We start from the raw sequence: 16,191 nt of genomic DNA, 5'->3' as shown, positions 1-16,191 counted from the left end.
ACGTCACCCGTCTCCTTGTCTGACTTATTTCCCTAGCCTTCCTCGGCAAAGTCTCGCGCACCCGATTTTTCGCGAGACGCCTGCCCATGTTCGACCGATTTTTCCTGCCGGCCTTTGAACAAGCCGCTTCCTGATGGATCAGGTGCGCCGCATCGAGGCGGAACTCGACAGCTTCAAAGACAGCCTTTCCCTCTACCGCGAACAACTCGACCGCTGGTACGCCCGTGCGGCGGACCGGGCCAGCCAGGCGGCCGACTTGCCTTCGCTGATGGGCATGGAACGGGTGCTTCTTTTTGGTGGCAGCGCCACGACGGTCAGCAGCCGCGACAGTGATTTCCACTCGACCGTGGCCCGGTGCCCCAAGGGTGGGGTCCTGACGATCGAGAGCAAGCTCGAATCGGTGTACGACATTCCGCTCGGCGACATCGTGGTGGATGTAGTGTCGGTGGACAGCGGCGAGGTCACCCCCGTCCAGCTGGATGCTCAGGGTGTCGGGACCTTCAAAGGCGAAGCGGGTCGCTACTACCGGGTTCACGTTCAAAGCGAAGTCACCCCCAGGCAGATCGAGGACCTGTTTTCTTCCTACAACGGCCTGACTGCTGATCTGACGGACTGGCTGCGTAGCGAATGGCAGGTTTTCAAGCCGCAATGGGCGCAGCAATCGTCGGCGACGTCGGCGGCCGCGGTGGGCAATGGCCTGCTCGCCGGCGGTTGGGCGGCCATCGAGGGCGTGTGGGACAGCATCAGCTTGCTCTCGGACATCCTCAAGGACCCGAGCCGGTTTGGCGATCAGTTGGGCAGCGGTGCGGCGGACCTGGTCGAACTTGCCGAGTCGTCCCCGCTGGTGATGGCCAAGCTGCAATTGCTCGCCAGCGACGAAGCGGCGCTGTGCCTGCTGGTGCGCACCGCGAGTCTCTGGCTGGACATGCTGCCGCCCAGCGAAGTGGCCGGCGGCACGGCCAAAGCGTTGTCCATGGTGGTCGTGCAGTTGGTGATCGACCTGCTGATCGGCGTGGTCCTGACCTTCGCCGGGGCGGGCGCCGGGATTGCCTACCTGTCGCTGCGCCTGGTCCGGCACAGCGCCCGGCTACTGGACGCCGTAACACGTTTCATCCGGGCGATCTTCGCGGTGGTGAACGGGTTCATGGCCTACGTGGACCGCTACAAAACCGTGGCGGCGCGAGGCATTGCCGCTGGCGTGAAAAAAGGCCGGATGCAATTGCGCTGGGACGCGCAGCGCAACACCACGCTGAAAAAAGACGAACCCCACGACGACGCCCCGGCCCCCTCGAAAAACCCCAACGGCGACCCCGCCGACAGCGCCGCCCAGACCCGCACCGACGGCTGCCCGGTGTCGATGGTCACCGGCGAGGAACTGCTGACCCTGGAGGATGGCACCCTCGACGGGCGCTTGCCCTTCGTCTTCACCCGCCTCTACCGCACCAGCGCCGCCGGGCTGGACATCGGCCTCGGCCGTGGCTGGAGCCATGGCCTGGCCCATCGCCTGGTGATCGAGGGTGAGCAGGTGATCTGGATCGACAGGAAAACCGCCGCACCACCTTTCCTCGCCCCAACCTTCAGCGCCCGGCGATCCACAACAGCCTGGCCCGCGCGGCGATCTACCTGAGCCGCGAGCCGGACGAACTGATCATCGCCCAACCCGGCGAAGACGCCCCTTTCCTACACTTTCGCGACGGTCATCTGACGGCGCTGAGCGATCGGTACGACAACCGCCTGACCGTCCAGCGCAACATCTATGGCGACATCAGCCGCCTGGACAACGGCGCCCGACGCGGCCTGCGGTTGCGCTACGAGCATCGTCACCTGGTCGCCATCGACTATCAGAGCTTTGACCCGCAACAGCATCCGGACGAAGCCTGGCGCACCGAACAGACGCTGGTGACCTACCGCTACGACGGCCGTTTCCGACTGATCGAGGCGACCAATGCCGCCGGCGAAAGCGAGCGCTACGACTACGACGACCAGCACGTCATCCTCCAGCGGCAACTGGCCGGCGGCGCGAGTTTTTACTGGGAATGGCAAGGCCTCGGCCCAGCGGCGCGCTGCGTGCGGCACTGGGCGTCCTTCGCGCAGATGGACAGCCACTACAGCTGGGGCGAGGACGGCAGCGTCACGGTCCGGCATCGAGATGGCAGCCAGGAGGTGTACGTCCACGACGACCGTGCACGGTTGGTGCGCCAGGTCGATCCCGCTGGTGGCGAACAGCTCAAAGCCTATGACCAGCAGGGCCGGCTGACCGCCGAGCAGGATCCTTTGGGCGCGGTGACCGAATACCGCTACGACGAAGCCGGACGGCTGGTGGCGTTGATTCCGCCTGAAGGCGAGCCGACGTCCTACGAATACCGCAACGGCTTCCTGCACGCCCGACAGCGCGGCAAAGCCGTGTGGACCTACCGGCGCAATGCCCAGGGTGATGTGATCGAGGCCATCGACCCGGATCGTCACAGCACCCTGTACGCCTATGACGCCCAAGGGCAACTGCTCTCGATCCGCTATCCGGACGGCGGCACCCATCATTTTGTCCGCAACAGCCAGGGCCAGCTGACCGAAGAAACCCTGCCCGACGACAGTCAGCGGAGTTTTTCCTACGACACGTTGGGACGGCTGCTGACCCGCCGGGACGAACATGGCGCGATCACCCACTACCAGTGGGACGCCGTCGGCCGCCTGCTGGAAACCACCCTGCCCACCGGCGCCACCCGCGCCTGGAGCTACAACGCCTACGGCAAGGTCACCGCCGAACGCGACGAACTGGGGCGCATCACCCGCTACGAATACGCCGACGACCTGCACCTGATCAGCCGGCGGCTCAATCCCGATGGCAGCGAACTGAAGTATCGCTACGACTCGGCGCGGCTGTTGCTCACCGAAATCGAGAATGAATCCGGCGAAAAATATCAGCTGGCCTACACGCCCAACGGATTGATCCGACAGGAAACCGGCTTCGACGGCCAGCGCACCGGCTACGCCTACGACCTCAACGGCCACCTGCTGGAAAAGACCGAGTTCGGTGCCGATGGCAGCCAGCGGCTCACCGCTTATCAGCGCGACAGCGCTGGCCGCCTGTTGCGCAAAACATTGCCCGACGGCAAACCGGTCGAGTACCGCTACGACGCCCTCGGCCGGCTGGTCAGCGTCGACGACGGCCACTGGCCGCTGGCCTACGAATACGACAACCAGGACCGCCTCGTCGCCGAACATGAGGGCTGGGCCACCCTGCACTATCGCTACGACGAGGCCGGCCGGCTGACCTACTGCCGCCTGCCCGACCGCAGCACCCTCAATTACCGCCACCTCTATGGCGGCGCGCTGCTGGCCATCGACCTCAACGGCCAGTGCCTGACCGAACACCGCTTCACCGGTACCCGCGAGCGCCAGCGCCAGCAAGGCCTGCTGCTCAGCGACTACAACTACGACGAACAGGGCCGCCTCAAGGCCCAGACCGTGTGGCAGACCCAGCAGAAACAACTGTTCTGGCGCGATTATTCCTACAGCGCCAACGGCAACCTCGCCACGCTGTCCGACACCCGAAACCGACGCGCCTACCACTACGACCCGCAAGATCGCCTGCTGCGCATCGACTACGCCCACAGCCAGCCCCCCGAGCACTTTTCCCACGACCCGGCCGGCAACCTGCTGCTGCACGACCGCCCCGGCCCGACCACGCTCAAGGGCAACCGCCTGCTGATGGAGGGCGATCGCCACTACGACTACGACGCCTACGGCAACCTGGTCCGCGAGCGCCGCGGCAAAGCCCAGTGCCTGGTCACCGAATACCGCTACGACAGCCAGCACCGCCTGATCGGCCTCACCACCCCGGACGGTAACGAAACGTCCTACCGCTACGACGCCTTCGGCCGACGCATCGAAAAGACCGTGGACGGCCAGACCACCGAATTCATCTGGCAAGGCGACCAGCTCATCGCCGAAAGCAGCGATCACCATTATCAAAGCTACGTCTACGAGCCCGGCACCTTCCGCCCCCTCGCCCTGCTCGAAGGCCAAGGCCCAAACAACGCCACGCCGTTCTACTACCACAACGACCACCTCGGCACACCCCAGGAACTGACCAGCCACCAGGGCGAAATCGTCTGGGCGGCGCGTTACACCGGCTACGGCAAACTCACCAAACTCGCCCACGGCGCCGGCAAACAACTGACCCAACCGTTGCGCTTCCAAGGCCAATACCACGACCTGGAAAGCGGCCTGCATTACAACCGGCATCGCTACTACAATCCGGACACGGGGCGGTATCTCACGCCTGACCCGAGCAAGCTGGCGGGTGGGCTCAATGGGTACCGGTACACCCTGAACCCGACGGGGTGGGTGGATCCGTTGGGGTTGGAAGGCTGTCCGGGCGACGGGTGTAAGAAGCCGGCGGTTGGCGAGCAGGATCCGGCGGCTAAGGTTGGAGTGGATGAGGGTGAGCCTTCGTCTCCTATTATTCAAAATGTTGATCCGACGTTACTGAACCGAACACATGCAATATCAGGCAAGACGTCGAGAAAAATAGTAGAGACTCTCTCTAACAATATGCGCAAGAGTGGTTACGATGACAGTTTCCCTATTGAGGTCGCCGAGCATAACGGCAGTCTATATATTTTGGATGGTCATCATCGAGCCGCCGCTGCAAGACAAACAGGAACCAAGGTCACCTTGATGCTTATCAAAGACATTGCTGGCCACAAAACCACACCAAACAGCATTGATGACGTTATCGACTCGGCAAGAAGTGTTGGTTTTGATCGACTGGAGCAGCGTAGAAGATGAAAGATAAAGAAAACCTAGGGGAGCTAGCTCTTGACTTCCTCTCAAGCGTCGATGAAGCCACTTCTTTGCTCGAAGAGAAGTTTGGCTCACGGTCTATTTTACGGCTATGGCGCAGCGGACAAATAAAACGCTGCGGGATTGTAAAGAAAAAAATAACCTACGAACTTCACGGTGCAGGGTGTGCTGTGAACCTACCGCATGTACTCGTAAACTTCGATTACGGTCCCGGCGGTAGAATAGATGGTTTTGATGCATGGCGTCTTTATCTTTACGCCACCGAGCTGCCAAAAAAGTATCCTAGGTATCAAAGCCAAGAAGTTCTGGAGCTGGATTTTCGGGAATATGTCGCATCAGGTCGATTTGAACCAATGCCCGAGGACCGAAGCGGCCTCTATTGCTTATCGAAAAACAATTGAGAAAAACGGGGACAGATTTATTTTTAATAGATCCGCCCCTTTCAAGGCGTTAATAAATCCGTCCCCTTTTCACTTAATAAATCCGTCCCCTTTTCACACCATACCCAAAGAATCATTTAAAAAGTACACCAAGAAAAAATAACCGATGAACACTCAGAAAATATACCAGCTTGGCGGAAAGATAACATTTGATGATATTTCGCATTTAAATCAAACAAAGGAGCTATCACAGCTCATAGACGACCTGAAAGAGGATTTATTTCAAGCCAGCTTCCCTTCGGATCAAATTTTAGATATCGGGTGGTACCCGGAATTTTGTAAAGAGGGTCACTTTAGAGTCGTTCTGTTATCAAAATCCAACTGGGACACCCCAGTACACTCTGAAAACGCAAGAAACTGGATAGAGCTGGAAAAAGCATTAGCAAATGCGTTGAATAAAGTTAAAAAATAGGACATCGGCGACAGACTTAGGAGTGAATTGATGCTGACTTATAACCGCTTTCGCGAGCGGGCTCGCTCCCACAGCGGACTGGATATGTCATCAGAACTACCAATCAGCCAGACACACCGAGGGCTGTTGAGAGGGGCTGCTACGCAGCCCAGCGGGAGCAAGCTCCCTCGCCACGGGGGTTGCAGGAATATGTAAGCTACGGGGAAAGCCCAACAAATAACTCTGCCAGTAACGCTCACAGATCAATCTTTCAACACCCCCTACTCACATATTCCCAACCATCTCCCACAACGACGCCCCTACCCCGGTAATGCTCTCCCCAGCAATCAACCCCGCCGCTGCCGTAATAGCGAAGCGTTCCGTGAGGCTTGGCCAGCGGCAGCTCACCAGCCAGGTGAGCACGGCGCCGAGGGCCATCATCAGCGATACCGAGGCCGGCAGGACAAAGGCCAGGCCCAAGGCCGCCGTGCTTGGCAGGTAGCGGGCCCGATGGGCCGGCAGCAGGCTGTCGAGGATGCCCAGCAGCAAGCCGGCGAAACCACCGATGAAGATCGCCCAGCGGATGCTCGCCGACAACGAGTCCAGGCCATGGGTCAGGGTTTGCGCCACGGCCTTCCAAGTGGCGACCGCCGGGGCCGGCCATTCTTCGGTGAGCAGCATGGTTTGCGGGTCGGGGATCAACGCCAGGTAAGCGAGCACGCCGACGATGCTGCCGATGAAGATTCCCAGGGTCTGCGCCTGCAGTTGTTTGCGCGGCGTGGCGCCGATCGCTCGGCCCACCTTGAAATCGTTCATCAAGTCCGTGCATTGCCCGGCCGAACCGCCCGCGGTATTGGCGCTCATCAGGTTGATCGGCACCTGGCCCGGGGCGACGATGCCAAAACTCAACTGGGACAATTGCCCGATGGCACCGATAGGCGGAATACCCGTGGCGCCAACCACACGGGCCGCCACCGCCGCCAGGCAGATGGCCAAGGGGATGGTCAGCAGCGCCATCCACGGATTGATGCCGAACAACAGCGCTTGCAGGCTTACCACCAGAAAGATCGACAATAGGAAACCGAGGGCGGGGCCGGCCTTGGGAATCACCCAGGTCGCCGCGCCGCTGGCCTTGGTGGAACCGTGCAAGGCCCACAGGCGAATCGCCAGGGAAGCCAGCGTCGAGCAGACCATCAGGCTCACCCCCGGCCACAGCAGCCACTCCACCAGCACCGCAAATTGCGGTCCACTGCTGCCGGGCGGTAACTGCACCAGGCCATTTTCCAGCAGCCACGGCGCCAACCCGCCCCACGCCAGCAGCGCGCCGAGCAGCAGGGTCAGGCCGACGCGGATGCCGATGATGCCGCCGAACCCCACCAGCAACAGCGAAGGGTCTGCGGTAAAGGTCAGGCGCTCCAACTGGGCGTTCGGCGACCAACGCGGGATGGTCCACCAAAACGTATCCACCCACTTGGCGAGCCCGGACAGCAGCGCCGCGCCGAGCAGCACCTTGAGCCGCGTCGCGGCTTCCTGGCCATGGTTGTAGATGTGCAGGAGGGTTTCCAGGGTCGCCATGCCTTCGGGGAACCTCAGCGCCTTGTCATTGAGCAATGACGGCCGCAGGTACCAGGCAATCCAGATGCCCAGGAAGCTCACCGAAAACACCCAGGCAACCATCGGCACAGCGTCCAGTTGCTGGCCGGTCAGCAAGGTGTACGCCGGAATGGGCGCGACCAGCCCGCCGGAGATGATCGACGCCGCTGCCGACGCAACGGTCTGGTTGATGTTGCTTTCGTGCAACGTCCACGGCAGCCCCGCCGCCGAGCGTTTGGCCAGGCCCTGCCAGATGCCGTAGCCGACCAGCAAGGCAATGATCGACATGTTGAACGACCAGCCGATTTTTAGTCCGGCATAGACATTGGAGGGCGTTAGGAGGATGCCAAGCACGATCCCCGTGATGACCGCGCGCGGGCTGAATTCGCGTTCGACGGGGAGGACATGCGGGCTCGAAATCTGGTCCATGCGAATTCCTTATCGGCAAAAAACAGTCGCCTCAGCCGAGGCAACTACCTGACAAGTGAGTACTGTATCGACGCAAGGTTCACCTGCGATGGTTCTGGCGACCACGGGATAGAGCCGTCAGCCCCGACAATCGAACGCTCTCCTCAAGCAGCCCTCCACCTGGCCGATAACCTGTGTGACGGCGGCCCTCCGGCCTCGTCAGGCTCTGCTGGTCGCATAGGGTGATGATCAATGGCTTTGCAGCTTAACCGCTTACTGATGTTTGGCGTCCTGGTGCTCCTGCTTGCAGGTGGGTCGGCGTTGGCCATCGCGGCTGAGCCGCCGCTGCGCATCGTCACGGAGGAGTTGCCGCCCTACAACATGACGCAGAACGGACGCGTGACCGGCATGAGCACCGAGGTCGTCGAGGCCGTGCTCAAGGAGATCGGCGTCCAGGCGTCGATCCAGCCCATGCCCTGGGCCCGCGCGTACGAGTTGGCGCTCAACGAAAGCAACGTCCTGATCTATTCGATCGTCCGCACGCCCGCACGCGAAGCGCTTTTCCAGTGGATCGGCGCCATCGCCCCGACCCAGTGGTACATCTACTCCCTGGCTGAGCGGCCAGTGAAGCTCAGCTCCCTGGCCGATGCCCATGGGCACCAGATCGCGACCGTCAATCAGGACGTCGGCGAGCAATACCTGGTCTCGAAGGGGTTCCGCATCGGCGAGGATCTGCAATCGAGCACCAAATACGAACACAACTACCGCAAGCTCAAGGTCGATCATGTGGAGTTGTGGATTTCCAACGAACTCAACGCGCTGTACCTGACCCGGCAGAATGGCGAAGACCCGGAAAAGGTCCTCATCCGGTCATTGCCGCTGCCCGAACTGAGCAGCGCCGACGGCTTGAACATGGCATTCAGCCGCAACACGCCGGCGCAAACCGTCGAGAAATTCCGCGCCGGCCTGGAGGCCATTCGTCGCAACGGCGTCTACGATGCCATCGCGCGCAAGTGGTTATGAGATGGACGGCAACTTCGCCCCGGCGCCCTTTCAACGACCACAGGCCAAGGCCCTCAGCTCCCTGGGGCGTCGACTGGTGCTCGCGACGCTGCTGTTCTGCCTGATTTTCACCGTGGCGATGGTGACATGGCGCACCTGGCTGGCCTGGGAAAGCAACCTGGCGGAAATGAATTCCGAGCTGGGGCTGATTGACCAGGTGTTCCAGGACACCCTGGCCCACGCCATCTGGGAAATGGATCGCGAGTCCCTGGACAAGCAGCTCAACAGTGTCGCCAGTGCAGCGCCGGTCGGACGCGTGGTCCTGAATGTCCTGCGGCCCGGCCGCTCACCGGAAATCATCGAACTCAACCGCTACACCACCGGTAACGCCGGCTCGGCACCGGTGTTGCAGCGCCAGCTCATCGCGCAACCCTATCTCGGCGCTCATGAAAAAGTCGGCGAGCTGATTATCGAGGGCGATAATCAACTGCTCTGGAAGCGCCTGTGGGGCGAAGCGCGCACCATCGTCATCACGCAAATCATCCAATCGATGCTCCTGGCCGGGCTGGTCATGACCATGTTCAACCGTCTGGTGACCATCCATGTGGTGCATATCGCCCGGCATTTGGGTGAGCTCGCTCCGCAAACTCTCAAGCGTCACCTCAAATTGCAGCGCTCGGTCAACCGCCAGGACGAACTGAGCCTGCTCGAAACCCAGGTCAACGAACTGCAGGACAATCTCCACGCGCACCTGGAACGCCAGCGTTCGGACGAACTGGCGATCGCCGCCAGCCGCGATCAACTGGTCGAACTGGTCGAGGCGCGCACGGCGGAACTCAAGGCCGCCAACCAGGCCCTCGAAGCCCTGTCCCGCCACGACGCCTTGACCGGCCTGGCCAACCGTCGCCACTTCGACGAACTGAAGGAAGTCGAATTCCGCCGCGCCATGCGTCATAGGACGCCGCTGGCGGTGCTCATGTGCGACGTGGATTTTTTCAAGATCTACAACGACACCTACGGCCACATGAACGGCGACCTGTGCCTGCAACAGATAGCCGAAACCCTGCGTGACGTGTTCGGGCGCTCCGGCGAGCTGACCGCACGGGTGGGTGGCGAGGAATTCGTCGTCGTGCTGCCCAACATCGACGCGCAGCAGGCCTGCGAGGCAGCCGAGCGGCTGCGCGCCGCCCTGGCCGAACGCAAGCTGCCCCACAGCGGCTCATCGGTCTCGCCCTTCGTCACCCTGAGCATCGGCGTCGCCGAGCTGGACCCCGAGACCATGGATCATTTCGATCCACTGATGCAACGCGCCGACCAGGCGCTGTACCGGGCCAAGCACCAGGGACGCAACCGCGTCTCCCTCTGAAGACCCATCAACGTCGAGGTCTGTATGCGCCACTCTCTGATGCTCTGCTCCTGCGTACTCCTGGCCTTGATCAGCCTCACAAGCCAGGCCGAAACGATCGAGGTCGTGACCGAGGACTCGCTTTACGCGTATCTGCGCGACGACAAACTCGTCGGCCCCGGCATCCATATCGCGTCCGACACGCTGCAACAGGCCAACCTCAGCGATTTCCGCATGGCCCTGTATCCCTGGGCGCGGGCTTATGAGATGGCCTTGCGCGAACCCAACGTGCTGATTTTCCCACTCGATCGCACCCCGGCCCGGGAACAGCTGTTCAAGTGGGTCGGTGAAATCCATCGTTCCACCAGCCGGCTCTACAAGCTGCGCGACGCCGACCCCATCACTGTCCGCAACCTTGAAGAGGCCAAGCAGTACAGCATCGGCGTGATACGCAATGACGCCAAGCAGATCTATCTGCAAGAACGTGGCTTCAGTCGTCTGGTCGTGTCGGCGAACAACCACGACAACTTCCAGAAACTGTTGAACCGTCAGGTCCAACTGGTGCCGATGCCGGAGAACACGGCACGCCTGATGAGCCAGGATGCCCAGATGGATTTCAATCAGCTGGAGGAAGTCTATGCCCTCGACGAACAGCCCCACCGGGTCTACCTGGCTTTCAGCCTGAGCACACCGGACGAAACGGTCGCCCGTGCCCAGCGCGCGTTCGAGGCGCTCAAGGCGTCGGGCGAAGTCGAGCGGATCATGAAGGAGAAGCGTTGACGAGCGGCACCGGTCAGCGACGTTGAACTCTCGCATCGCAAACATCGTCTAGCCCATTAGATTCTGTGGGAGCGAGCCTGCTCGCGAAGACGGCGGCACATTCGACATCAATGTCGTCTGTCACACCGATTCGCGAGCAGGCTCGCTCCCACATTCCTGGGTTCGGCTACCGCGATGGAGATGTATCGATGAGCACACTGAACTGGGTATCGGCGTCCATTCAGACCCTGATGCTGGAACGCAACGATTGGGTACCCAACCATCCGCGCCTGCCGGTGATCATCTACCGTGACGCGATGGCTGCCCAGGCAGGTGATCTGGCCGCCCATCTGGAAGAGATGTTCCGCAGCAACGGCTGGCCACCGCAATGGCGCTACGGGATCTACGATTTCCACCATTACCACACCGAGGGCCACGAAGTTCTGGGCGTCGCCAGCGGTCAAGCGCGCTTGATGATCGGCGGCCCCGATGGCCAAGTGATCGACGTCCAGGCAGGCGACGTGTTGCTGCTGCCTGCTGGCACCGGGCATTGCAACCTGGGTTCCAGCGAAGATTTCCTGGTCGTCGGAGCGTACCCACCGGGCCAGCAGGCCGACATCTGTCGCGAAGCGCCGAGCGCGGCGCAACTGGCAAACATCGACGCGCTACCGTTTCCTGATCAGGATCCGGTGCAAGGCGCCAAGGGTGCTGTCAGTCGATATTGGCGGAGCCAACGCTGACATTTCGCAGCCTTTCGCAACGATCCACGGTCAACGACCGTAGACCTTCTGCAACTGCTCTTGGGACAGCGCGTCTTCGAAAGGGACCGGCACCGACTTCACCGCGCCATACAGGTTGCGATAGCGCCAGTAGTTACCGTTATTGGCCAACTGGTAGCCGCGCTCGACCACACGCTGGCCGTCAAGCACATAGCGCAGGGTTTCCTGGGCCGCCTCTGGTGGCACCGGTAACATCAGGTCGGTTGCCAGCACCCGCATCGACTCGTCGATGCATTCGTCGAGCACTTGGGTCACTTGCACCAGATCCAGCGAGCCGTCGTCAATACAGCGTTTGCCACAGCGCCTGATCGGCTGGCTGGAAACCTCGATGCGCATGCGATACAACGCGGAACCCGCGATGTCCTGGACCTGTACCTGATTGATCAGCACGAAACTGCCACGGTCAGGCGTAAGCATCAGTTTGGGCTCGATCACCAGGCGAGCGCTGACCGGCCCCTGCCCCTGCTTGAGTCCTGCCACCAGCGACGCTTGCTGGAAGCGCTGTTGCAACCGCTCCTGCAACGGCTCGCCGGCAAGCAGGTCCGCCAGCGGGCGCGACTCCTTGGCGGCGGTATTTTCCGCATCGCGCTGCAAGCTGCCACTGCCCATCTGGGTATTGATCAGGCTGGCAACCAGCAACCCGGCAAGCCCGGCGCTGTTACCGGAGCTTGCGACCAGGGTATGACTGGACGACGCTGCCTTCTGCGCGGCCTGCGCGTCGACCACCGTGCTGGCTCCCACAAACGCCTGCGGCAATTGCAGGTCCACCTTGACTCCATGGGCCTTGACGTAGGACACCGCGTCCTGCGATTTGAAACCGGCCTCAGGTGCCGGTTTCTGCGCGCATCCCATCAGCATCAACAGGGCCACTGAGGTGACCGCGATCAATTCACGCTTCATTGTTCGAACGGCGTGATCATTTGCTGACGGCTCGTATCCATCGCCTGGTAGAAGGCATTGGTCAGATTGGTATAGTTCGGCTCGTCCCACTCGCCCTGGGCGGCCTGCACGACGGAAAAGGGTTTGAACCACAACAGTCTGTTATCGGCCAGATCGATCAGCATGCCCTGTCCGAATACTTGCGCCATGGGTACGCTGGTCGGCACGATACTGTAGTAACTGCGGGTGGCTCCGGTCCCTGTCACGTTGACCAGCAGCAGGCGATCGACACCGTAGGTGGCCTTGATCGATGTCAGGTCGCGGACGGTGTAGCCTTCACGGAAACTCGTCTCCTTGAACTTGTTCAAATCCACCGGCTCGTTGATGCGCTTGGCCTTGTAACCCTTGGCTTGCAACTTGGCGACAATGGCATCCGGCAATGTGTTGAGATCGCGCACTTGCCATTTTTCGACATTATCGCTGAGCTTGCTGTTGACGCCTTTGTTGATGGCCAGGTCCAGCAGACCCTGGTTGCCGGTCAGCGCCAGGACGGGTTCCGGCACCACGTTGATCGCCACGCCAACTGTGGTCTCCTTGGCATCCCAGAATTGATGGTCCAGCGGTACCGGAGGCTGGACATGAGCGCAGCCGGTGAGTGTCAGGCAAGCAACAACGGTCAGTGCTGCCAGGGTGCGAAGCGTATGAAAAGACATGTATCAAGTCCCTATGATTAAAAACGATGCTGCTTATGTCGGCAGCGACGGCAGTAACAATAGCGGCACATTGATATTTATTTTTTCAATCCTTTGATCTTCCATACGCTTCTTCGCTTGCTGCTCCCTAGATCATCGGCGAACTGCTCACCACCCGCAGCGCCAACCCCTCGAACGCATCCAGAGTAATGGTGAACTCACCCTCGGGCGTGAGATCCCCTTCGACCCGCTCGTTGATGATGTCCACCACTGGCCCCGGTGCGATACCGGGCAGGTGCAGGGTTTCGGTGATCGGCGTCGAACCGAAGTTCAGCGCGGTGATCTGCGTGCCTTTGCCGGCCGGCAGTTCGTGAACCATGATCAGCAGCCCCGGATGCTCGACGTCCGGGATGAGGATCTGGCGGCTCGCCGCGATGTCGTAGGCGCGGCGCGCGGCCAGGATCCTGCGCAGTTGCGAGGCGAACGAATCCGGATCCTTCAACTGGCTCGGCAGGCTGCCGTACAAAGTCTTTGGACGCGGCATCTGCCCGGCTGACAGCGGCGCTTCCGGGTTGAGGTCGACCAGGTCGTAGGCACCACGATGAATCCAGCGCGTGTCGCCGTCGCGCATCAGGTGCTCGACCTGTTCCGCCGGCAACGGCAACGCTCCCACCAGATCCCAGCCAGACAAGGCGAACACGCCCGGTTGCATGGCGTTGAACATCACCAGTAGCAGATGCACCTGGCGAATCTGCTGGATATCGGCCGCTGTGATCGCGTCGAGGTCGCGAATGCCCAGGGCGGCGGTGATGATGCTCGCCGTGGTGCAAGACACGCCGTTGGTGACGAATTTCAGGTTGTAAGGCGCATGCTCGCCGGACAAGCGTTCATACATCTGCTCGCGGATGTGCTCGCGCAGGATACTGCCGGGAAACGTCTGGCCTTGATACAGGTAGGTGTCGTGGGCATGCAGCGTCCAGAAATGCACCAGCTCCAGGGTCAGTTCATCGTGATTCTGCAAGGCGTGGATCAGCGAGCCCGGGTCGATGCCGAAGCTGTGCATCTGGCGCAGCATCAAGCGCAGGAATTCGGTGTCGCCCATCAGCAGGGCGTGCTGGTAGGCCGGTCGAGTGATGAAGTCGTAAGACAGGTCTGCCCCGCCGTGGGACATGGCGGCAATGTCGTCGAGGGTCAGGTTCAATTCCTGGAAGCTGAAACCGCCCGCCTTGCGAATCGCCCCGCCGAGCAACTGGTTGCCGGTGATCGACAGCGGATGGCTTTCGGACCAGGCGGTGCCATCGAGCTTGCGCTCCACGCCGAGAAATCCGTTGGCGTCCAGCCGGAGGATCTTCGCGCCCATGACATCGATGGCGTGCAGCGCATCGCCAATGATCATTTGCTGCGCGGCAAATGTCGGGTCCAGCCAGTTCAGCGACGGCTGCCCTTCCTTGAAATAGTGCAGATAAACCCAACGCCGTGGCTTGCCGTCGACGCCCATGATGATCGGCGTCGCGCTCCAGTCGGTTTCCTTGACGCCAGGCTCGAAGAAAATCACTCGCTGCAACTGACCGACGATGTAGTGCTTGTCCCGCAGGGCATCCACCTGCTGCGCGGTGAGGTTCTGGGCATCACGCCCCTCCCCGACCTCGGGCAGCAGCGGCCAGTCTTCCTCGCGGATTTCCACCATGTGGTAGAGGCCCGGATAGTCTTCGTAAGCCATCTCCGCCAGGCGGAAATCAGCGCCCTTGCCGGTGTGGGACGGGATGACGTCGTCGATGACCACCGCGTTGTGCGCAGCGGCCATGCGGGTCAGTGCCTGGAGTTGAGCGTCGGTGCCCAGCTCAGGGTCGATGTCGAAGCTGATGCGGTCGAAATTGCCATCGATGGTTGGCGTGTAGTCAGTGCCGCTCAGGCCGCCGGATCTTTTCAGCGGACCATTGTGGATGCCCTGGATGCCGATTTTCGACAAGGCGTGCCACAAGGTTTCGTCGCCCAACGCCTCGAGCACCGTGCCATTTTCCCGGGTGACGATGGAGGCTGGGTATGCGGTAAACCACACTGAGGAAAGCGCTGAAGCATCACGGGGCCGGGTGTGCGCATAGGGCTGCTGCCACAAGCGTCCTTGCCCCGAATAGAGCTTGGCCCGCTGCCGCGCCGCGTGGAGCATCGATTGTTCGACCAGCCAGTCGACATGATTTTTCTCAGCCATCGTCATAAAAATCCCTGTCGTGAAGAAAAAACCGGACCGGCTGCCGACATCAGCGGCGCCGCTTATTAGTCATATGAGGCTCTGGCCCGGTATTCGTTGCATTGAGGCACGAAGCGGTGGGTATTCGATGGGTGAACCCGAACCAAGGTGGGAGCGAGCCTGCTCGCGAAGGCGCCAGCCCAGACGCCTCAAAACTCGTGGCGAGGGAGCTTGCTCCCGCTCGGCTGCGCAGCAGTCGCAAAACCGGTGGATGCGGTCTGCCTCAAAGACTGCCGGGGCCCGCTTCGCAGGCCAGCGGGAGCAAGCTCCCTCGCCACGGGGGACCTGCTCTGGCGTGGCGGCTCGTGTTCAGGCCGATGTCCCGCCGCAAATCGGACTGATCCAACCCTGTGGGAGCGAGCCTGCTCGCGAAGGCGCCAGCCCAGACGCCACAAATTCCGTGGCGAGGGAGCTTGCTCCCGCTCGGCTGCGCAGCAGTCGCAAAACCGGTGGATGCGGTCTGCCTGAAAGACTGCCGGGGCCCGCTTCGCAGGCCAGCGGGAGCAAGCTCCCTCGCCACGGGGGACCTGCTCTGGCGTGGCGGCTCGTGTTCAGGCCGATGTCCCGCCGCAAAACAGACTGATCCAACCCTGTGGGAGCGAGCCTGCTCGCGAAGGCGCCAGCCCAGACGCCACAAATCCCGTGGCGAGGGAGCTTGCTCCCGCTCGGCTGCGCAGCAGTCGCAAAACCGGTGGATGCGGTCTGTCTGAAAGACTGCCGGGGCCCGCTTCGCAGGCCAGCGGGAGCAAGCTCCCTCGCCACGGGGGACCTGCTCTGGCGTGGCGGTTCGTGTTCAGGCCGATGTCCCGCCGCAAATCGGACTGATCCAACCCTGTGGGAGCGAGCCTG

The 16,191-nt window shown here is 61.5% G+C and carries 10 protein-coding genes and 1 pseudogene; 7 read left to right on the top strand and 4 right to left on the bottom strand.

The window, feature by feature from the left end; genetic code table 11:
• The first annotated feature begins 133 nt into the window (after positions 1-133).
• The 3 genes and pseudogenes from J3P97_RS11625 (at position 134) to J3P97_RS11615 (ending at position 5,658) form a co-directional block, all read left to right on the top strand.
• Positions 134-4,791, top strand: a pseudogene (locus J3P97_RS11625) (RHS repeat-associated core domain-containing protein).
• Entirely contained in the window at positions 4,788-5,207 is a 420-nt protein-coding gene (locus J3P97_RS11620; RefSeq protein ID WP_434674205.1) for a DUF6896 domain-containing protein, read from the top strand. Before J3P97_RS11625 ends, J3P97_RS11620 begins: the two are co-directional and overlap by 4 nt.
• Before the next feature lie 145 nt (positions 5,208-5,352).
• Positions 5,353-5,658 (top strand): hypothetical protein, encoded by a 306-nt coding sequence (locus J3P97_RS11615; RefSeq protein ID WP_434674204.1) that lies wholly within the window; start codon positions 5,353-5,355, stop codon positions 5,656-5,658.
• Between the two features lie 264 nt (positions 5,659-5,922).
• Here the strand turns inward: J3P97_RS11615 and J3P97_RS11610 are convergent, their stop codons facing one another.
• The gene (locus J3P97_RS11610) at positions 5,923-7,659 is read right to left on the bottom strand and encodes an OPT family oligopeptide transporter (RefSeq protein WP_434674203.1); all 1,737 of its coding nucleotides are present in this window, start codon (positions 7,657-7,659) and stop codon (positions 5,923-5,925) included.
• A 231-nt stretch (positions 7,660-7,890) separates the two neighbouring features.
• Here J3P97_RS11610 and J3P97_RS11605 point away from each other — a divergent pair, with 231 nt between their 5' ends.
• The 4 genes from J3P97_RS11605 (at position 7,891) to J3P97_RS11590 (ending at position 11,484) form a co-directional block, all read left to right on the top strand.
• Entirely contained in the window at positions 7,891-8,661 is a 771-nt protein-coding gene (locus tag J3P97_RS11605; RefSeq protein ID WP_434674202.1) for a substrate-binding periplasmic protein, read from the top strand.
• Between the two features lies 1 nt (position 8,662).
• The gene (locus tag J3P97_RS11600; RefSeq protein WP_434674543.1) at positions 8,663-10,006 is read left to right on the top strand and encodes a GGDEF domain-containing protein; all 1,344 of its coding nucleotides are present in this window, start codon (positions 8,663-8,665) and stop codon (positions 10,004-10,006) included.
• Between the two features lie 24 nt (positions 10,007-10,030).
• Entirely contained in the window at positions 10,031-10,765 is a 735-nt protein-coding gene (locus J3P97_RS11595) for a substrate-binding periplasmic protein (protein ID WP_434568749.1), read from the top strand.
• 188 nt (positions 10,766-10,953) lie between these two features.
• Positions 10,954-11,484 (top strand): cupin, encoded by a 531-nt coding sequence (locus J3P97_RS11590; protein ID WP_434674201.1) that lies wholly within the window; start codon positions 10,954-10,956, stop codon positions 11,482-11,484.
• A gap of 30 nt (positions 11,485-11,514) precedes the next feature.
• Here the strand turns inward: J3P97_RS11590 and J3P97_RS11585 are convergent, their stop codons facing one another.
• The 3 genes from J3P97_RS11585 to treS form a co-directional block, all read right to left on the bottom strand.
• Complete coding sequence (locus tag J3P97_RS11585) at positions 11,515-12,423, bottom strand: hypothetical protein (RefSeq protein ID WP_434674200.1); 909 nt, start codon at positions 12,421-12,423, stop codon at positions 11,515-11,517.
• Entirely contained in the window at positions 12,420-13,115 is a 696-nt protein-coding gene (locus J3P97_RS11580; protein ID WP_434568752.1) for a hypothetical protein, read from the bottom strand. The genes J3P97_RS11585 and J3P97_RS11580 overlap by 4 nt, the downstream gene beginning before the upstream one ends.
• 127 nt (positions 13,116-13,242) lie before the next feature.
• Entirely contained in the window at positions 13,243-15,309 is a 2,067-nt protein-coding gene (gene treS, locus J3P97_RS11575; RefSeq protein ID WP_434674199.1) for a maltose alpha-D-glucosyltransferase, read from the bottom strand.
• Between the last annotated feature and the right edge of the window lie 882 nt (positions 15,310-16,191).

The organism is Pseudomonas sp. R1-15 (assembly GCF_051132085.1).
Taxonomy (GTDB): Bacteria; Pseudomonadota; Gammaproteobacteria; order Pseudomonadales; family Pseudomonadaceae; genus Aquipseudomonas.
Note: the sequence above shows the minus strand (reverse complement) of the source record. Positions and strands in the feature narration are given on the sequence as shown.